The organism is Streptococcus oralis (assembly GCF_001579025.1).
Lineage (GTDB): Bacteria > Bacillota > Bacilli > Lactobacillales > Streptococcaceae > Streptococcus > Streptococcus oralis_X.
Genome location: NZ_KQ970235.1, coordinates 625,681 through 644,150, shown reverse-complemented (window position 1 = coordinate 644,150; position 18,470 = coordinate 625,681). Strand labels below are relative to the sequence as shown.

General features: G+C 41.1%; 18 protein-coding genes and 2 pseudogenes. 3 read left to right on the top strand and 17 right to left on the bottom strand.

Annotated features, from left to right (window positions below; genetic code table 11):
* On the bottom strand, positions 1–299 hold a 299-nt coding region (locus tag SORDD27_RS03035), incomplete at its 3' end, for an AI-2E family transporter (protein WP_155718885.1).
* A 144-nt stretch (positions 300–443) separates the two neighbouring features.
* Here SORDD27_RS03035 and SORDD27_RS03030 point away from each other — a divergent pair.
* Complete coding sequence (locus SORDD27_RS03030) at positions 444–1,457, top strand: lactonase family protein (RefSeq protein ID WP_061427230.1); 1,014 nt, start codon at positions 444–446, stop codon at positions 1,455–1,457.
* A gap of 32 nt (positions 1,458–1,489) precedes the next feature.
* Here SORDD27_RS03030 and SORDD27_RS03025 read toward each other — a convergent pair whose 3' ends face one another.
* The 11 genes and pseudogenes from SORDD27_RS03025 to SORDD27_RS02975 all read right to left on the bottom strand — a co-directional run bounded on the left by SORDD27_RS03025 (position 1,490) and on the right by SORDD27_RS02975 (position 10,497).
* Positions 1,490–1,909, bottom strand: a complete 420-nt coding sequence (locus tag SORDD27_RS03025) for a F0F1 ATP synthase subunit epsilon (protein ID WP_000940836.1) — start codon at positions 1,907–1,909, stop codon at positions 1,490–1,492.
* 10 nt (positions 1,910–1,919) lie between these two features.
* Positions 1,920–3,326, bottom strand: a complete 1,407-nt coding sequence (atpD, locus tag SORDD27_RS03020) for a F0F1 ATP synthase subunit beta (RefSeq protein WP_000094372.1) — start codon at positions 3,324–3,326, stop codon at positions 1,920–1,922.
* Positions 3,327–3,424: 98 nt separating this feature from the next.
* Entirely contained in the window at positions 3,425–4,291 is an 867-nt protein-coding gene (locus tag SORDD27_RS03015) for a F0F1 ATP synthase subunit gamma (RefSeq protein ID WP_061427228.1), read from the bottom strand.
* Between the two features lie 15 nt (positions 4,292–4,306).
* Complete coding sequence (gene atpA / locus SORDD27_RS03010) at positions 4,307–5,812, bottom strand: F0F1 ATP synthase subunit alpha (RefSeq protein WP_000996618.1); 1,506 nt, start codon at positions 5,810–5,812, stop codon at positions 4,307–4,309.
* Positions 5,813–5,826: 14 nt separating this feature from the next.
* Positions 5,827–6,362: pseudogene (locus SORDD27_RS03005) on the bottom strand (F0F1 ATP synthase subunit delta).
* Positions 6,362–6,856 (bottom strand): F0F1 ATP synthase subunit B, encoded by a 495-nt coding sequence (gene atpF, locus SORDD27_RS03000; RefSeq protein WP_061427227.1) that lies wholly within the window; start codon positions 6,854–6,856, stop codon positions 6,362–6,364. The pseudogene SORDD27_RS03005 and the gene atpF overlap by 1 nt, the downstream one beginning before the upstream one ends.
* Before the next feature lie 13 nt (positions 6,857–6,869).
* Positions 6,870–7,583, bottom strand: a complete 714-nt coding sequence (gene atpB, locus SORDD27_RS02995) for a F0F1 ATP synthase subunit A (protein ID WP_061427225.1) — start codon at positions 7,581–7,583, stop codon at positions 6,870–6,872.
* Between the two features lie 34 nt (positions 7,584–7,617).
* On the bottom strand, positions 7,618–7,818 hold the full coding sequence (locus tag SORDD27_RS02990) for a F0F1 ATP synthase subunit C (RefSeq protein ID WP_001054555.1): 201 nt from the start codon (positions 7,816–7,818) through the stop codon (positions 7,618–7,620).
* Positions 7,819–8,049: 231 nt separating this feature from the next.
* Positions 8,050–8,361: a CHY zinc finger protein gene (locus SORDD27_RS09605; protein ID WP_008279616.1), complete on the bottom strand. Its 312-nt coding sequence runs from the start codon at positions 8,359–8,361 to the stop codon at positions 8,050–8,052.
* A 14-nt stretch (positions 8,362–8,375) separates the two neighbouring features.
* The gene (locus SORDD27_RS02980; RefSeq protein WP_061427222.1) at positions 8,376–9,662 is read right to left on the bottom strand and encodes a peptidase U32 family protein; all 1,287 of its coding nucleotides are present in this window, start codon (positions 9,660–9,662) and stop codon (positions 8,376–8,378) included.
* Between the two features lie 136 nt (positions 9,663–9,798).
* Positions 9,799–10,497, bottom strand: a complete 699-nt coding sequence (locus tag SORDD27_RS02975; RefSeq protein ID WP_000936173.1) for a GntR family transcriptional regulator — start codon at positions 10,495–10,497, stop codon at positions 9,799–9,801.
* Between the two features lie 140 nt (positions 10,498–10,637).
* On the opposite strand from SORDD27_RS02975, the gene guaA reads away from it, so the two are divergent.
* Positions 10,638–12,200 carry a glutamine-hydrolyzing GMP synthase gene (gene guaA / locus SORDD27_RS02970; protein WP_061427220.1) on the top strand — a complete coding sequence of 521 codons (1,563 nt, stop codon included), beginning with the start codon at positions 10,638–10,640 and terminating at the stop codon, positions 12,198–12,200.
* A 72-nt stretch (positions 12,201–12,272) separates the two neighbouring features.
* On the opposite strand, the pseudogene ffh reads toward guaA, so the two are convergent.
* From ffh to SORDD27_RS02945, 5 genes and pseudogenes are all read right to left on the bottom strand, one after another.
* Positions 12,273–13,846: pseudogene (ffh, locus tag SORDD27_RS02965) on the bottom strand (signal recognition particle protein).
* A 19-nt stretch (positions 13,847–13,865) separates the two neighbouring features.
* Positions 13,866–14,081, bottom strand: a complete 216-nt coding sequence (locus SORDD27_RS10495; protein ID WP_042902340.1) for a hypothetical protein — start codon at positions 14,079–14,081, stop codon at positions 13,866–13,868.
* 2 nt (positions 14,082–14,083) lie between these two features.
* Positions 14,084–14,416, bottom strand: coding sequence for a putative DNA-binding protein (locus SORDD27_RS02955; protein WP_061427218.1), 333 nt, complete (start codon positions 14,414–14,416; stop codon positions 14,084–14,086).
* A 140-nt stretch (positions 14,417–14,556) separates the two neighbouring features.
* A complete protein-coding gene (tuf, locus tag SORDD27_RS02950; protein ID WP_001040720.1) occupies positions 14,557–15,753 on the bottom strand; it encodes an elongation factor Tu in 1,197 nt (398 codons plus the stop codon).
* A 235-nt stretch (positions 15,754–15,988) separates the two neighbouring features.
* Positions 15,989–17,110, bottom strand: coding sequence for an AI-2E family transporter (locus SORDD27_RS02945; RefSeq protein WP_061427216.1), 1,122 nt, complete (start codon positions 17,108–17,110; stop codon positions 15,989–15,991).
* Between the two features lie 104 nt (positions 17,111–17,214).
* On the opposite strand from SORDD27_RS02945, the gene pbp3 reads away from it, so the two are divergent.
* Positions 17,215–18,456, top strand: coding sequence for a D-alanyl-D-alanine carboxypeptidase PBP3 (gene pbp3 / locus SORDD27_RS02940; protein ID WP_061427214.1), 1,242 nt, complete (start codon positions 17,215–17,217; stop codon positions 18,454–18,456).
* Positions 18,457–18,470: the final 14 nt, after the last annotated feature.

Below are 18,470 nucleotides of genomic sequence, written 5' to 3'. Positions count from 1 at the left end.
ATGATAAAGAGACCGATAATGACAAAAACAATACTAATGGCAAGGACACGATTGATCTTGTGCTTCTCCATCCAGTCAACAATCGGATTGAGGAGGTAATAAAGTAAACCAGATAAAATAACTGGCAACATGACAACTCCTAGAAAATCCAAAACTGGTAAAAAGATAAAACTAATCTTACTTAGAATAAAAATGTTTAGCCCCAGTAACAAGGTTACTAAAAATACAGTGATGGCTTTATTATCTAAAAACCACTTAAAAAACCAAGATAGGCTAAAATGTTTCTCTTTATGTTCCATAAATACATCCTTTCTGTCATTCTTTCATTATACCATTTTTAGACTAAAATAACTCTTTTTTAAAGTGCTTACATGAATGAATCTAGTGCTTCATGACTGCCATTTTGTGGTATAATGAACTTATCATTATTAAGAGGTATGGACATGAAAGAAACTGTTTATTTTGGAACTTACACTCGTCGCTTATCTAAAGGGATTTACAAGGCAGATTTTGATACAGAAACAGGCCAGCTTGCAAATCTTGAACTCTTTGCTGCTGAACCAAGTCCAACCTACCTTGCCTTTGACCAACAGCAACACTTATACACTGTAGGGAGCCAGGATGGCTTAGGTGGAATCGCTGCATATAAGACAGATGGCGCTTTGCTAAATCATGTGGTTGAAGAAGGCGCTCCTCATTGCTATGTGGCAGTGGATGAAAAGCGTAGTCTCGTTTATGGAGCCAACTATCATAAAGGACAAGTTCTGGTTTATAAACGTCAAACAGATGGTAGCCTCATCCAAACAGATCTAGATCAGCATAGTGGACAAGGACCTCATGAAAACCAAACTTCCCCACATGTACACTTTACGGATCTAACACCTGACCAGTACCTCGTCACCTGTGATTTAGGAACAGATGAGGTAACAACCTATGATGTTAGTCCAGAAGGAAAACTAAATAAACTCTACACTTATCACAGCCAAGCTGGGGCAGGTGCACGCCACATCGTTTTCCACCAACACTATAAGATTGCCTATCTCATCTGCGAACTTAATAGCACTATAGAGGTCTTGATTTATGATGGGGTTGGTGAATTTGAACGCATGCAAGTTATTTCAACCTTACCAGATGGATACGAAGGCTTTAATGCTACTGCTGCCATTCGTCTTTCAAAAGATGGCAAATACCTCTATGCATCCAACCGAGGTCATGATTCCATTGCAGTCTATACAATCCTCGCTGATGGTAGCTTGGAATTATTAGAGATTGTACCAAGCCATGGTAAAAATCCACGTGATTTCGACCTAACTCCTGATCAAGAGTTTCTCATTGCTGTTCATCAAGATTCTGATAACGCAACCGTCTTTAAGCGCAATCCTAAAAGTGGTCGTCTTGCAGAGCTTTCTAACGACTTCCATGTCCCTGAAGCAGTCTGCATCAACTTCCCACATTAAAAAAAATGAACTTGAGTTTCAAGTTCATTTTTTTATAGTCTATTTCCAACATTAATACGGTTGATAGCACGCTGCAATGCGATTTTCGCACGACGTTCTTGGTCAATCAAGTGCTTGTCATGGGCTTCTTCGATTTCTCGTTCAGCTCGAAGTTTCGCTCGTTCTGCACGACTGATGTCAATATCACGAGCACGCTCTGCTGAGTCTGCTACAATAGTAATGATATCATTAGCAATCTCGATAATTCCACCGTTCACTGCAATCCAGTTCACATGAGTATCATCATCGATACGTTTCACCTTCACTTCATCAACCGCTAGAACCGCAATCATATTTTCATGTCGTGGCAAGATCCCCATCTCACCATCCAGAGTTCGTACCGATACAAAGCTGGCATGGTGATCATAGACGAGGCCATCTGGTGTCACGATCTGGACAGTTAAATGAGCCATAGATCACCTCTTAAAATCCCATTTTTTCTGCCTTAGCAATGACGTCTTCGATTGAACCGACACCACGGAAGGCATCTTCTGGTAACTGGTCATGTTTTCCTTCAAGGATTTCCTTAAAGCCACGAACTGTTTCCGCTACTGGTACATAAGAACCAGGTTGACCAGTAAATTGTTCTGCAACGTTAAAGTTCTGAGACAAGAAGAACTGGATACGACGGGCACGTGCAACCAAAGTCTTTTCTTCATCAGAAAGTTCATCCATACCAAGGATAGCAATGATATCTTGCAATTCATGGTAACGTTGAAGGACACGTTTAACCTCAGCAGCAACTGCATAGTGCTCCTCACCAACAATCTCAGGTGCCAAGGCACGAGAGCTTGAAGCCAACGGATCAACGGCTGGGTAGATACCCAACTGTACCAACTTACGTTCCAAGTTTGTAGTTGAATCCAAGTGAGCGAAAGCTGTTGCTGGCGCCGGGTCAGTATAGTCATCGGCTGGCACATAGATAGCCTGGATAGAGGTTACAGAACCCTTCTTGGTTGATGTGATACGCTCTTGCAATTGACCCATTTCTGTAGCAAGTGTTGGTTGGTACCCAACGGCTGAAGGCATACGACCCAAAAGGGCAGATACTTCTGAACCAGCTTGAGTGAAACGGAAGATATTATCGATAAAGAGAAGCACATCTTGGCCTTCTACATCACGGAAGTATTCAGCAATTGTCAAACCTGTAAGGGCAACACGCATACGGGCTCCTGGTGGCTCATTCATTTGACCAAATACCATGGCTGTTTTCTCGATAACACCTGATTCTTTCATTTCCCAGTATAGGTCGTTCCCTTCACGAGTACGTTCCCCAACACCGGTAAATACTGAAATACCACCGTGTTCTTGGGCAATGTTGTGAATCAATTCTTGGATCAAGACAGTTTTACCAACTCCGGCACCACCGAAAAGTCCAACTTTACCACCTTTAAGGTAAGGGGCAAGAAGGTCGATAACCTTAATCCCTGTTTCCAAGATTTCAGATGAAGTAGACAATTCATCAAAAGTTGGAGCTTTCTTATGAATTGGCTGACGCTCAGCGTCTTCAGCAAAAGGAGCATCCAAGTCAATGGTATCTCCCAAAACGTTGAAGACACGTCCCAAAGTTTCTTTACCTACTGGCACGGAGATTGGACGGCCTGTGTCCAAAACTTCCATTCCACGAGTCAAACCATCTGTTGATTCCATGGCGATCGTACGGACCATACCATCACCCAACTCCAAGGCTACTTCAAGGACGATTTTTGTTTTTCTTTCGTCATTTTTGTAGACGACAAGTGCATTATTAATCTCAGGAAGTGTTTCCCCTGCTGCAAACAAGACGTCTACAACGGGTCCGATAACCTGAGCAATTTTACCTGAACTCATCTCCTTCTCCTATTCTATATAAGATACTGTCGGTTCCTAGCTCAACTAGGTCCTAAGTTCATTTTGATACGAGGGAGGCAAAGCCTTATTCTAAGGCACTACGCCCCCGCTACGATTTCTGTAATTTCTTGTGTAATCGCCGCCTGTCTAGCACGGTTATACTGGATTGTCAAATCATTGATGACCTTCTTAGCATTATCGGTCGCCGTTTGCATGGCGGTCATACCTGCAGCATTTTCAGCTGTCTTGGCATCGATAATAGCCCCGTAAATCATACTTTCAGCATACTGTGGCAACAATTGCTCTAGAATCTCATCACGGCTCGTTTCTAACTCAAAGGTCAAGCTATACTCTTCATCCGCTTCATTTGGATCCAAGTCAACAATCGGAAGCATTTGTTCCACACGCATTTGACTTGTGAGAGTATTGACATGATGGTTGTAGCAGACGTACAATTCATCAAAAAGTTCGTTTTGGTACATCTCAATCGTTTTTGAAATAATTTTACGAACTTCATCAAAACTAGGTTGATCTGCCAAGCCACGTAGTTCATAGATTGGCTGAATACCACGAGCCTTAAAGAAATCAGCTCCCATACCACCGATACAGATTATCTCAAAATCTTTACCATCTGGATGGTATTCTTCTTTCAACTCCATAACGGCTTTAAGAATGGAAGCATTATAACCTCCAACCAAGCCACGGTCTGAAGTGATAACGATATAGCCTGTTTTCTTAACTGGGCGACTGATGAGCATCGGATTGGTAGAACCACCAGATCCGTTACCATGCAGAATATCCGTCAAAAGCTTACGAACTTTCTGAGCGTAAACTTGGAAGTTGCGCGCTGCTTCTTCAGAGCGACCTAACTTGGCAGCCGATACCATTTGCATGGCATTAGTGATTTGACTCGTATTTTTGGTTGAGGCGATTTTTGTTTTAATATCATTTAGAGATACTGCCATCTGACACCTCTATTCTTATTGGAAGCTGGATTGATTGAGAAACTCTGTAATCGCAGCATCCAAGACTGCTTCATCTGGCAAGTCTTTTGTTTCACGAATGGTTCCCAAAATCTCTGGATAATGAGCATCAAAGAAAGTATGGAACTCTTCCTCAAAACGAACAATGTCATCTACTGGAATCGTATCCAAGAAACCATGTGTCAAAGCATAGAGAATGGTTACTTGTTTCTCAACAGGTAGTGGTTTATGAACAGGTTGTTTCAATACTTCCACAGTACGACGTCCACGGTTTAACTTAGCCTGTGTTGCTGCATCCAAGTCAGAACCAAACTTAGTGAAGGCTTCCAACTCACGGTATGAAGCAAGGTCGATACGAAGTGTACCAGCTACTTTCTTCATGGCTTTGATTTGTGCAGAACCACCTACACGGGATACAGATGAACCCGCATCGATGGCTGGACGAATACCCGCATTGAAGAGACCATCACCAAGGAAGATTTGTCCGTCAGTGATAGAAATCACGTTGGTTGCGATATAGGCAGAGATATCTCCCGCTTGTGTCTCGATAAATGGTAGGGCTGTAATAGATCCACCACCAAGTTCATCAGAAACTTTAGCTGAGCGCTCAAGCAAACGGCTGTGAAGATAGAAAACATCCCCTGGGAAGGCTTCACGACCTGGTGGACGACGAAGCAAGAGGGAAAGCTCACGATACGCGACCGCTTGTTTTGAAAGATCATCATATACGATCAAAACATGCTTGCCTTGGTACATAAACTCTTCTGCCATAGCAACCCCAGCATAAGGAGCTAGGAAGAGCAATGGAGATGGTTGTGAAGCAGAGGCAGTCACAACGATTGTGTAATCCAAGGCACCATACTGACGAAGTGTTTCTACTTGTGTACGGACTGTTGATTCTTTTTGTCCAATCGCTACATAGATACAGATCATATCTTGCCCTTTTTGGTTCAAGATTGTATCAATCGCAATGGTTGTTTTCCCTGTCTGACGGTCACCGATAATCAACTCACGTTGACCACGACCAATCGGTACAAGGGCGTCAATAGCTTTCAAACCAGTTTGCAATGGTTCTGATACAGACTTACGTTGCATAACACCAGGAGCTGGCGCTTCTACTGGACGAGTTTTGTCAGTATGGATGTCACCAAGACCATCAACTGGACGACCAAGTGGGTCGACAACACGTCCAATCAGGCTATCCCCCACAGGTACTTCCATAATTTTACCTGTACGGCGAATGGTATCACCTTCACGAATATCTGTAAAGTCTCCAAGGATGATAATCCCAACGTCTGTAGACTCCAAGTTTTGCGCCATCCCATAAGAGCCGTTTTCAAAAATCAACAGCTCTCCACTCATGGCATTTTCAAGACCGTGAGCACGCGCAATTCCATCCCCGATATAGGTTACAACACCCGTTTCAGACACATCAAAATTGGGTTTGAAATTTTCAATTTGTTGCTTAATTAAAGCGCTGATTTCTTGTGCGTTAATTGCCAAAAGAACACCACTTTCTATTTCAAATTTTCTTTAACAACTCGAAGTTGTTGTTTTATACTCACATCAATTGTCTTGTGATTAGCAAAAATGACAAAACCACCAATGAGTCCTTCATCAATTTGTTCTTTAATACTCCGTACTTTCAGAGACATTTTTTCTCTATCAAGGGAAGCAAACGTTCCTTCTGTTCATCTGTTAAAGGATGAGCTGAAGAGATCGTGACTACAAACTGATTGGTCTCTCTTTCAAGACGATTCAAACAATCAACAATGATATCATAAAAAAGATTTGCTCTGTGATTGTAAATCAGAACCTGAATAAAGTTTTGCATTAAAGGTGAGACAGAGTCTTGAAAAAAACCAACTGTTTTTTCCTTATCAGACTCATCAACTGCCACCTGAGCTAAAAAAGAAGGTAAGCCCGTTTCTTCTGCGACTTGCTTGATTTGATCCAAGTCTGAAAAAATCCGGTCCTCTTCTCCTTTTTCAATCACTAATTGGACAAAAGGCATGCTGTACTTTTCAATTACCTTTGCTGTTTTCTTGTCCATTAGGCTTCTCCTAGCTGATCGATATACTGATCAATGAGTTCCTTATGAGCATGACTGTCAAGGTTTTTTGAGATGATTTTACCAGCGAGACTAATCGTCAAATCTGCCACCTCGCCCTTAACACTTTGCAAAGCTTCAGCTTTATTCTGAGCAATTTCTTGATTCGCCTTCTCTTTTAAGCGACCTGCTTCTACTTTAGCATCTGCCAGAATATTTGCTTTACTCTTCTCTGCAGTCTCTTTAGCATTTTCAATGATTGTTTTGGCTTCGTTGCGACTACCAGCCAGTTCATCTTCACGTTTTTGGGCAAGAGTTTCTGCTTTTTGACGAGCCTGTTCAGCTCCATCAATATCAGCAGCAATTTTATTTGCCCTTTCTTCGAAGACACTTGTCAAGTTTGACCACGCATATTTCTTAACTAAGACAATCAAAAGGATAAAAGAGCCAGCGATTAAAATAAAGTTACCAATTAATTCACCTACTGTTACGTGCATCTGTTACTCCTTTCTACTCTTCATCATTAATTTTATTTCCTAGATACATAGAAGACAAGACTGTGAATACGTAAGCCTGAACACAGGAAATAAACACAGAAAACGCCGTCCAGACAAGATTGGTAACAAATGCGACTGGATACCAATATAGAGCCTGATGAGAAAGTGTGATTAGCAAACTAGCCATCACTTCTCCGGCAAAGATATTTCCAAATACCCGCAAAGCAAGTGATAGGAAATTCGTGACTTCTTCAAGGAGATTCATCGGTGTCATAAAACCTGGGGTAACAAAGCCTTTCAGATACTTTTTAACACCACGGCGACGAATTCCTTCTATATGGGTCATCAGGATAATTCCAAATGACAAGGCCAAGTCAAACTGAAGATTGGCAGTTGGCGATGTCCAAAGGTTTGTCCCATCTGTAGTTTGAAGTTTGGCCATCAAACCAAGATTGTTTGCAATCACCATAAAAAGAAATAAACACAAGTAAAAGAGTGAGTAATCTTTCATGTACCGTGAGCCTACATTAGGTTCAGTAAATCCGACTACGAAGTCATAGAGATACTCAAGTACATTTTGCTTTCCTTTGGGTTTCACAGTCATATTCCGACTTGCCCAATAGATAAAGCCAAAAATAACGACTACAGACAGCAAGGTCAATACTGTCAAGGTCAAATCAAAGGTAACAGGACCAATATTGATGGTTGGATTGATACTTTCTTCCATCTAAAATCCTCCCTTTTCCATTTTATACTTCTCTTTATTTGATGATAAATGAAAATACGAGAGTTACAAAGAATGTTCCTTCGATAAAGGCAATCCCCATGATCATTAAGCTACGCAATTGTGGAATGATGTCTGGTTGGCGAGCAGCTGATTTGAACAAACCGTTCATCAACATACCTTCTGCAAGAGATACACCCATACAGGCAAGACAAAGACCGAAAAATGTTAAATTCATGATGAATTCTCCTTTTATTTAAAATTTACTTACTTAGTTTAGTCCTAAAATTTTGATTTGTCAACTTTTTACTTACGTTGAAAGCGTTTCATATGATTTATTTCTATTTTTGCTGTTTTTACCCCATTCTATAGAAAGTTTTTCCATTTTAGATTGCGAATTTTTCTTGATTTTACTCTATTTTCTGAAACAAACTGAAAAATCCAAGTTTGAAACTTGGATCGATTCATTTTATTTAAAATAGTAGGAATAGTGTTGTTTACAACCTGGATTAAATGGTGCACTGCAGTAAGGACAAGCCATCTGTTTTTGGTATTCTTGGAAAGTCATTGTCCTCTTACAACCCCCACATAAGATTGGTCGATCCTCAAAAAGCGCCAAGGGATAGGGAGAAAAAACATGTGTCTCCATAGTATTGTGACACTGATAGCATGCGTAGTATTTTTTGCATTCATAACACTGGAGTGAAACAATATCCTTTTCACTATGATAATGAACACATCTGCTTTCATCATCTACCAATAAACCTTGAGCTTGTATCATTCCCTTTTCCTTATCTAGGCACGAACTGTAACACTTGTCCCGTCTTCCATATAGAGGTTGATGAGCCCTTCTTTCAGAGCACGAACCATGTCACCTGCTTGAACAGGTTGTGGAACCTTGATTGTCAAGAGTTCCATTGGATTTGGAGCACGGTCGATTTTATTGCCCTTGGCATCATGAAGATCTTCGATATAAGCATCAAAATGACGGAAACCTGGTCCATAAAACTCAACTTGATCGCCTTCGTTGATGACATTTCGTTGACGAATGGTTGCCGTTTGAGTCGCATCATCATAAGCAACCACTTCAGCGACAAACTTGTATTCAGGAATTTTACGACGTGCGCCAAATAACTGTTCATTTTCAGACGGTGTACCGTAGTAGAAACCTGTTGCCAATTCACGTTGAGCAACTTTCCACATCTCGTCCACCAAGTCTTGTTTGATGGCTTCAAACTTCTCAGGACTTTCGAGATAAGCATCTACAGCCGCCTTGTAACAGTTAGTCACTGTTGAAACATAGTGGATAGATTTCATGCGGCCTTCAATCTTGAGACTGTCTACACCATTTTCAATCATATCCGGAATATGGTCAATCATAGACATGTCAACGGCAGACATCGAAAATTCTTCTGGGATTTCACCTTTAAGACTCTTACGTTCTTGACCAAAGGGCATGTCGTAGAGGTCGTATTTCCAACGGCAAGACTGTGAACAACCACCACGGTTGGCATCACGCATACTCATGTGGTTTGAGAGCGTACAGCGACCTGAGTAAGAAATACACATAGCTCCATGGACAAAGGCCTCAATCTCAACATCAGTGCGTTTGCGAATCTCTGCCAATTCTTCCATTGAAACTTCACGGGCCAAAACCACGCGAGTTAGCCCAAGTTCTTTCCAGAACTCAAGAGTTTCATAGTTGGTCGCACTGGCTTGGGTAGAGAGGTGTATTTCAAGACCTGGTGCTTCTGTTGCTGCAATCATAATCAAGGCTGGATCTGACACGATAACTGCGGCAATCCCAATGTCACGCAACTTACGGAACCATTCTCCAGCACCAGCTTCATTTCCTTCGTGCATAACCATGTTAGCAGCCACATAGACCTTGGCACCGTACTTAGCAGCAAACTGCACGCCTTCTTCCATCTGTTCAAAGGTGAAGTTTCCTGCACGGCTACGAAGACCATAGGCCTGTCCGCCGATGAAGACTGCGTCCGCACCATATTGAACAGCTACTTTCAGCTTCTCTAAAGTCCCTGCAGGTGATAAAACCTCAGGACGTTTTAATGTTTTTGTCATTTTTTCTCCTATTTGCAATATAAAAGTTTGACGTTTTTCCTTCTCATTTTATAGTAAATAATGGATAAAATCAAGCCTAGACAGATTGTTTTGACAATTCTAATCTTTTCTAAAACAAAAAACTAGCCTTTCTAGACTAGTTATTTTCAAGATAAAATTCAAAGCGTTCGCCCACGTATTGACTCTTTACATACTCGAAAGCCGTCCCATCTTCAAGATAAGAGACCTGAGTCAAGGCTAAAATGGCATGCCCCTTTTCGACTTCTAGATAGTGAGCAATCTTTTCCTTAGCCAATCTTGCATAAATGGTCTGTTGGGATTTGCCAATCCGATAGCCATGTTGTTGCAAGGTTTGGAAGAAGTGACTGGTGATTTCTTCTTTTTTGAAATCCTTAATAAATTTCTCAGGAATGGATGCGACTTCATAGACTAGCGGAACTTGGTCAGCGTAACGCACCCGTTCCATGCGGATAATATTCTCTGTTGGAGTAATCCCTAGCTTAGCGACCTCTTGTTCATTTGGAATGGTTCTTCTGTAAGAAATGAGATGGCTGGAAGGTACTTTCCCCTGAGATTTAACAATCTCTGTAAAACTAGTCGTCCCCCGCATTTTTTCTTGGACACGAGTGCTAGAGACAAAAGTCCCACTTCCTACACGACGCTCCAAAACTCCTTCCTCAACCAAGAGAGAGATAGCCTGGCGTAATGTCATCCGGCTAACTTGAAACTGTTCCGCTAAATCTCGCTCACTTGGAAGTCTCTCTCCGATTTTCCAATGATGCTCATCTATATCCTTCTTGATCTGATCGTGGATTTTCATATAAGCTGGTAACATGATTCTCACTTCTTTTCTTTATTTTCTCCATTGTACCGTATTTGCTAAGAAAAAGTCAAACTTTGCCTTGTTTAGTTGGTAATTCGCCCCTATTTGTGATAGAATATTGAAAAAGATATTTCTTTTGAGAAAGGAAAAAGATGAGCAACATTTCAACTGACTTGCAAGATGTCGAAAAAATCATCGTGCTGGACTATGGTAGCCAATACAACCAGCTGATTTCACGCCGTATTCGTGAAATTGGTGTTTTTTCAGAGCTAAAAAGTCACAAAATCTCAGCTGCAGAGGTTCGTGCGATTAACCCTGTAGGGATCATCCTCTCTGGCGGACCAAATTCTGTATACGAAGATGGTTCATTTGATATTGACCCAGAAATTTTTGAACTTGGCATTCCAATTTTGGGAATCTGTTATGGTATGCAGTTATTGACTCATAAACTTGGAGGAAAAGTTGTTCCTGCAGGTGATGCTGGAAATCGTGAATATGGTCAATCACCACTTACCCATACCACTTCTGCCCTCTTTGAAGGAACTCCTGAAGAACAGATTGTTTTGATGAGCCATGGCGATGCTGTTACAGAAATTCCAGCCGATTTTGTTCGTACTGGTACTTCTGCTGACTGTCCTTATGCAGCCATTGAAAACCCAGAAAAGCACATCTATGGGATCCAATTCCACCCAGAAGTTCGCCATTCTGTATACGGGAATGATATCCTTCGCAACTTTGCCCTTAACATCTGTCAGGCTAAGGGTGACTGGTCAATGGACAACTTCATCGATATGCAGATCAAGAAAATCCGTGAAACTGTAGGTGACAAACGTGTTCTTCTCGGCCTATCAGGTGGTGTTGACTCTTCTGTTGTTGGAGTTCTTCTTCAAAAAGCGATCGGTGATCAATTGATCTGTATCTTTGTAGACCACGGTCTTCTCCGTAAGGGAGAGGCTGACCAAGTTATGGACATGCTTGGTGGTAAGTTTGGTTTGAATATTGTCAAAGCAGATGCTGCAAAACGCTTCCTTGATAAACTTGCAGGGGTTTCTGATCCTGAACAAAAACGGAAGATTATCGGTAACGAATTTGTTTATGTCTTTGATGACGAAGCTAGCAAGCTAAAAGATGTAAAATTCCTTGCTCAAGGAACACTATACACTGACGTGATTGAGTCTGGAACTGATACTGCTCAAACTATCAAGTCACACCACAACGTTGGTGGACTTCCAGAAGATATGCAGTTTGAATTGATTGAGCCATTGAACACTCTTTATAAAGACGAAGTCCGTGCCCTCGGTACAGAGCTTGGCATGCCAGACCACATCGTATGGCGCCAACCATTCCCAGGACCAGGACTTGCTATCCGTGTCATGGGTGAAATCACTGAAGAAAAACTAGAAACTGTTCGTGAGTCTGATGCTATCCTACGTGAAGAAATCGCTAAAGCTGGTCTTGACCGCGATATCTGGCAATACTTCACTGTCAACACAGGCGTTCGTTCAGTCGGTGTTATGGGTGACGGTCGTACTTATGATTACACAATCGCCATTCGTGCAATCACTTCTATCGATGGTATGACAGCTGACTTTGCCAAAATTCCTTGGGATGTCCTTCAAAAGATTTCTGTACGTATTGTAAATGAAGTGGATCACGTTAACCGTATCGTCTACGACATTACAAGTAAACCACCTGCAACTGTGGAGTGGGAATAAACCAATCAAACACAAAAGAACTCTGAATCGGATTCAGAGTTCTTTTTTAGGTAGCACTTCTGCTTTCATTTTTTATTTACGTTTTTTCTTCGCTTTTTTCATTTTGTTGGCCATACGTTTCATAGACTGTTTCATGGCAAATTCGCCGATTTTACCTTTGAGTCCGCCACCAAACATCTGGCTCATATCTGGCATGCCTGCTCCTCCGAGACCTGACATATCCGGCATTCCACCTTGTCCCATCATGCCTTCAAGGGCAGACATATCCATCCCTCCCATATTTGGCATATTTTTTGGAAGGTTATTTGGGTTGATTCCCATCTGCTTCATCATCTTGTTCATATCCCCAGACATGACACCTTGCATGAGCTGTTTGGCCTGGTTAAAGTCCTTGATAAATTTATTGACTTCGACAAAGGTATTTCCAGAACCAGCAGCGATACGACGGCGACGACTTGGATTTAACAGATCAGGGTTTTCGCGTTCTTCAGGTGTCATAGAAGACACAATGGCACGTTTGCGCGCAATCTGGCGCTCATCCACCTTCATATTTTGAAGGGCAGGATTGTTAGCCATACCTGGAATCATCTTGAGCAAGTCTTCCATTGGCCCCATATTTTGCACCTGATCTAATTGGTCAATGAAATCATTGAAGTCAAAGGTGTTTTCACGCATTTTCTCAGCCATTTCAAGGGCTTTTTGCTCATCGTATTCTTGAGATGCTTTCTCGATCAAGGTCAGCATATCCCCCATGCCAAGGATACGACTTGACATACGATCTGGGTGGAAGGTTTCAATATCTGTTATCTTTTCACCCGTACCAGTGAACTTGATTGGTTTTCCAGTGATGTGACGAACAGACAAAGCTGCACCACCACGAGTATCCCCATCAATCTTGGTAAGAATAACCCCAGTCACTTCCAACTGAGCATTAAACTCACGCGCAACATTGGCCGCTTCCTGACCAATCATGGCATCAATGACGAGCAGGATTTCATTTGGTTGAGCCAAGGCCTTAACATCACGAAGCTCATTCATCAAGAGCTCATCAATCTGCAAACGCCCTGCCGTATCGATCAAAACATAGTCGTTGTGGTTGGCCTGCGCTTGCTCCAAACCTTGACGAACAATCTCAACAGCTGGTACTTCTGTTCCAAGAGCGAAAACAGGCACATCGATCTGTTGTCCAAGTGTCTTCAACTGGTCGATGGCAGCTGGACGATAAATATCCGCAGCAATCATCAAAGGACGTGCATTTTCTTCCTTCTTGAGTTTATTAGCCAGCTTACCAGCAAAGGTCGTTTTTACCAGCCCCCCTGCAAACCGACCATCATGATAATGGTTGGAATTTTTGGTGACTTGATAATTTCTGCCGTATCAGAACCTAGAACAGCTGTCAATTCCTCATCAACGATTTTGATAATCTGTTGGGCTGCATTGAGTGTATCAATGACCTCGTGTCCGACTGCACGTTCACGAACCTTCTTGATAAAGTCCTTTACAACAGGCAAGGCAACGTCGGCTTCAAGCAAGGCCAAACGAATCTCTTTGGTTGCTTCTTGGACATCAGCCTCAGATATTTTTCCTTTTTTACGTAGATTTTTAAAGACGTTCTGTAAACGTTCTGTTAAACTTTCAAATGCCATTTTTTTCTCCTATGTTTCATTAATTCGGTGGAAAACGTCCAAAATCTTGTAAACAAACAAGTTCTTCTGGAGTGACTTCTTTCATTATCTCATTTGGATATCCCCAACAGCTAAATCCCTCTTGAAGAGCTCGAGAGATAGAATCAGACGAGAGGATTTGTAGCCTTGTTGGAAAAGGAGTCTCAGCAGCTAATAGTTTACAGGGTATACCTTTGTAGATGACTATACTCCCCATACTTATTCTCTATTATCAATGCTTGTTAAAATTTCTATCTGCTCCAGCAGAAAGTCATCCTTGGGATAACGCTCTAAGATCTGGTCAAAAATCTGACTGCGGACAATGTAGTCCGAATACATGTGCAATTTCATCTCATAATCTTCTAGAATTTTTTCCGTCCGCTTGATATTGTCATAGACAGCCTGACGACTGACACCGAACTCTTCAGCAATCTCAGCAAGACTATAATCATCAGCATAATAGAGTTCAATATAGTTCATCTGCTTGTCTGTCAAAAGCGCCGCATAAAATTCAAAAAGGGCGTTCATACGATTGGTTTTTTCGATTTCCATAACTTTTATTATACCAAAAAAACGATTATACTGCTAGAGTAGAAGCACTTCAAATAGAATAAGAAAAAAAAAGAACCTTGCAAGGCAAGATTCTTTTAGTGTCTGACTTAAATAATTGTTCTTCTGGGAACTTAATCGAATTAAGCTTCGATTTCTGTAACCATACCTGAACCAACAGTACGTCCACCCTCACGGATAGAGAATGTAGTACCTTGTTCTACGGCGATTGGGTGGATCAACTCAACGTCGATAGTCACGTTATCACCAGGCATTACCATTTCAGTACCTGCTGGAAGTTCGATTGAACCTGTAACGTCAGTAGTACGGAAGTAGAATTGTGGACGGTAGTTGTTGAAGAATGGAGTGTGACGTCCACCTTCTTCTTTAGTAAGGATGTAGACTTCACCTTTAAATTTAGTGTGTGGGTTGATTGAACCTGGTTTAGCGATAACTTGTCCACGTTCGATTTCGTCACGTTGAACACCACGAAGAAGGACACCTACGTTATCTCCGGCAAGACCTTCGTCAAGTTGTTTACGGAACATTTCAACACCAGTAACAACTGCTTTTTGAGTTTCTTCTTTGATACCAACGATTTCGATTTCGTCGTTGACACGAACAGTACCACGGTCGATACGTCCTGAAGCAACTGTACCACGTCCAGTGATTGAGAATACGTCTTCGACTGGAAGAAGCAATGGTTTTTCAGTGTCACGTTCTGGTTCTGGGATGTACTCATCAACAGTGTTCATCAATTCCATGATGATGTCTTCGTATTTAGAGTCACCTTCAAGAGCTTTAAGAGCTGAACCTTGGATAACTGGAAGATCGTCACCTGGGAAGTCGTATTCTGACAAGAGGTCACGGATTTCCATTTCAACCAATTCAAGCAATTCTTCGTCGTCTACCAAGTCGATCTTGTTCATGAAGACGATAAGGTGTTTAACACCAACCTGACGTGAAAGAAGGATGTGCTCACGAGTTTGTGGCATTGGTCCGTCAGTTGAAGCTACTACAAGGATAGCTCCGTCCATTTGAGCGGCACCAGTGATCATGTTTTTAACGTAGTCCGCGTGTCCTGGAGCGTCGATGTGAGCGTAGTGACGTTTTTCAGTTTCGTACTCAACGTGCGCAGTGTTGATAGTGATACCGCGTTCGCGTTCTTCTGGAGCAGCATCGATAGACGCATAGTCTTTTGGTTGGTTAACTGCTGAAGGCAAGCGACGTGCCAATACAGTTGTGATAGCTGCAGTCAAAGTAGTTTTACCGTGGTCAACGTGTCCGATAGTACCAATGTTAACGTGTGGTTTACTACGATCGTATTTTTCTTTTGCCATTTGAGTAAAAGCCTCCAATAAAATATATTTTATAGATAGACAGTAGGCAATACAGTCTAACTTTCCTTACTATTTTATCAAATTTCTGCTAAATTGCAAGTGTTTTACACATATTTTGTGAATTAATCTAAATCTTATCAAATCCTGTTCTTCTGCTTCTTTATGGCAATATGAATTCAAACTTATTTTGTTTGGAAGATAGTATTTTCATCAAAAAAATCAGGTTTCCCTGATTTTAATTTGATTCTGTTTTTTCCAATTCCTTAGCTTCTTTATGAGCTTCTTTATGGTTTTCATATAATTTCGCTAGGAACTTAGTAATTTCTTTAAAAATAGAGTAAGTAGGTACTGCTACGACCATTCCTATGACACCATAGATATTACTTGACAGTAAGAGGAGCACCAAGATTGTAATCGGGTGTACTTTCATAACCCCTCCAACGATACGTGGATAGAGAACATTTCCGTCAATCTGCTGAATAATAAGCATATAAGCAACCGCAATCAACATACGATGAGGATCCGTGAACACATTGGCAATCACCATTGGAATTAAGCCAATACTTGGACCAACATAAGGAATCAAATTTGCGATTCCAGAGAAAATAGCAAAAACAAGGGCGTACTTTAATCCGATAACGCTATAGCCAATATAGGCTAAACATCCAATAATAACCGCATCAATCGCAATTCCACTGATATAGCGTGCTATGGTTGTATTGAGATTGGTTAAAAGGCTAGAAAGATTCAATTTGTCGTGTTTTAAGATGGTACGTTCCAACATTGGTAGCAACTTATGACCATCCAACAAGAAATAAATCAAGAATACAGGGGTCATAATGAGAATGAGAACTGTACTAAACAAGGCTGAAAGGACGCTTCCTAAACTATTGCTGACGCTATTAAGGATATTCTGGAGGATATCCACATAGGAGAGATTAAGTTGTTGAATTGTTTGTTGAATATCAATATTTTGGAAGACTGGATTCATGGATAAATCGATGATCAAATCTTGTAGTCTACTATAGATGTTTTGACTAGAAATAATCAAGCTGGTCAACTGATTAATCAAAATCGGCAAGAGATAAACGACCCCTACAACGATAGCACCAATCAAGGCACAAAGAGTGATCAAGACACCAATTAGACGATTGATCTTACATCTCTTTTCTAAGAAAGTCACGACTGGATTTGTAATGTAGTAAAAAAATCCACCAAGTAAAAATGGAATCATAATGGTATTCACAACCGTCACGAAGGGAGTAATGATGGCTCCCATTTCTCTCCAAAGATAGAAAATCAATGTTAATAATAAAATTTCAGCTGTCCAAAAAAATAATTTGTTTCTACGGAACATAGGTATCCTCCTTCTCTCTATTTTACCATATTTCTGAAAAAGATAAGATGGCTTTAGTAAAAAAGCGAGAATATTTTTTTTCTTTATGATAAAATAAAGCTAATATGAAAAAAATAATTTTATCTTTTATGACACTTTTAGTTTTTGGAACAGCTTCTACTGTTTCTGCTCAGGAGTTTGATGTTGCTGCTAAACATGCCATTGCTGTTGAGGCTACAACTGGAAAAATCCTCTATGAAAAAGATGCAAATCAGCCTGTAGAAATTGCTTCTATTACAAAACTGGTTACAGTTTATCTGGTCTATGAAGCTCTGGAACAAGGAACTATCAGCCTATCTACACCTGTTGATATTTCGGACTATCCTTACAAACTTACAACTAATTCTGAGGCGAGTAACGTCCCTATGGAAGCTCGAAATTATACTGTTGAACAGCTATTAGAGGCTACAATGGTATCCAGCGCAAACAGTGCTGCGATTGCGCTAGCAGAAAAGATTGCTGGTTCTGAGAAAGACTTTGTAGACAAGATGAGGGCTAAACTTCTTGAATGGGGAATTCAAGATGCAACTATTGTAAACACTACTGGTTTAAATAATGAGACCCTTGGCGATAATATCTATCCTGGTTCAAAGAAAGACGATGAAAACAAGTTGAGTGCCTACGATGTTGCAATCGTCGCTCGTAACCTCATCCGAGATTATCCTCAAGTTTTGGAAATTACAAAAAAACCAACTTCTACCTTTGCAGGACTTGAAATCCACTCAACCAACTACATGTTGGAGGGAATGCCTGCCTATCGTGGTGGTATTGATGGACTAAAGACAGGTACTACTGATAAAGCTGGTGCTTCATTCGTTGGAACAACTGTTGAGAAAGGGATGCGTATTATTACGGTTGTTTTGAATGCAGATCAACAAGATACCAACCCTTATGCGCGTTTTACCGCAACTTCTGCACTTTTAGATTATATTTCTGCAAACTTTGCCTTAAAAACTGTTGTTCAGAAAGGTGAAGCATACAATGATAGTAAAGTAGCAGTTCTGGATGGTAAAGAAGACAATGTGACAGCTGTCGCTAAGTCAGACATTTCCATCGTCCAACGCATCGGAAGCGGTACTACACCTACTCTCCAATTCACACCGAAATCAACATCAGAAATGGCTCCATTGGAAGAAGGCAAGGTTGTTGGTACTCTAACCTATGATGATCAGGATTTGGTCGGTCAGGGCTATCTCACTTCCGACAAACCATCTTTTGAAATGGTTTCTGAAAAGAAAGTAGAAAAAGCCTTCTTTTTGAAGGTTTGGTGGAATCAATTTATCCGCTTTATCAATGAAAAACTATAAAAAAAATCGCGAAC

Excerpts from the sequence above, each read along its gene's own strand:
- SORDD27_RS03030 (WP_061427230.1), top strand. The coding sequence starts at position 444 with ATGAAAGAAACTGTTTATTTTGGAACTTACACTCGTCGCTTATCTAAA.
- SORDD27_RS03025 (WP_000940836.1), bottom strand. The coding sequence starts at position 1,909 with ATGGCTCATTTAACTGTCCAGATCGTGACACCAGATGGCCTCGTCTAT.
- atpD (WP_000094372.1), bottom strand. The coding sequence starts at position 3,326 with ATGAGTTCAGGTAAAATTGCTCAGGTTATCGGACCCGTTGTAGACGTC.
- SORDD27_RS03015 (WP_061427228.1), bottom strand. The coding sequence starts at position 4,291 with ATGGCAGTATCTCTAAATGATATTAAAACAAAAATCGCCTCAACCAAA.
- atpF (WP_061427227.1), bottom strand. The coding sequence starts at position 6,856 with ATGCACGTAACAGTAGGTGAATTAATTGGTAACTTTATTTTAATCGCT.
- atpB (WP_061427225.1), bottom strand. The coding sequence starts at position 7,583 with ATGGAAGAAAGTATCAATCCAACCATCAATATTGGTCCTGTTACCTTT.
- SORDD27_RS02990 (WP_001054555.1), bottom strand. The coding sequence starts at position 7,818 with ATGAATTTAACATTTTTCGGTCTTTGTCTTGCCTGTATGGGTGTATCT.
- SORDD27_RS09605 (WP_008279616.1), bottom strand. The coding sequence starts at position 8,361 with ATGATACAAGCTCAAGGTTTATTGGTAGATGATGAAAGCAGATGTGTT.
- SORDD27_RS02980 (WP_061427222.1), bottom strand. The coding sequence starts at position 9,662 with ATGACAAAAACATTAAAACGTCCTGAGGTTTTATCACCTGCAGGGACT.
- SORDD27_RS02975 (WP_000936173.1), bottom strand. The coding sequence starts at position 10,497 with ATGTTACCAGCTTATATGAAAATCCACGATCAGATCAAGAAGGATATA.
- guaA (WP_061427220.1), top strand. The coding sequence starts at position 10,638 with ATGAGCAACATTTCAACTGACTTGCAAGATGTCGAAAAAATCATCGTG.
- SORDD27_RS10495 (WP_042902340.1), bottom strand. The coding sequence starts at position 14,081 with ATGGGGAGTATAGTCATCTACAAAGGTATACCCTGTAAACTATTAGCT.
- SORDD27_RS02955 (WP_061427218.1), bottom strand. The coding sequence starts at position 14,416 with ATGGAAATCGAAAAAACCAATCGTATGAACGCCCTTTTTGAATTTTAT.
- tuf (WP_001040720.1), bottom strand. The coding sequence starts at position 15,753 with ATGGCAAAAGAAAAATACGATCGTAGTAAACCACACGTTAACATTGGT.
- SORDD27_RS02945 (WP_061427216.1), bottom strand. The coding sequence starts at position 17,110 with ATGTTCCGTAGAAACAAATTATTTTTTTGGACAGCTGAAATTTTATTA.
- pbp3 (WP_061427214.1), top strand. The coding sequence starts at position 17,215 with ATGAAAAAAATAATTTTATCTTTTATGACACTTTTAGTTTTTGGAACA.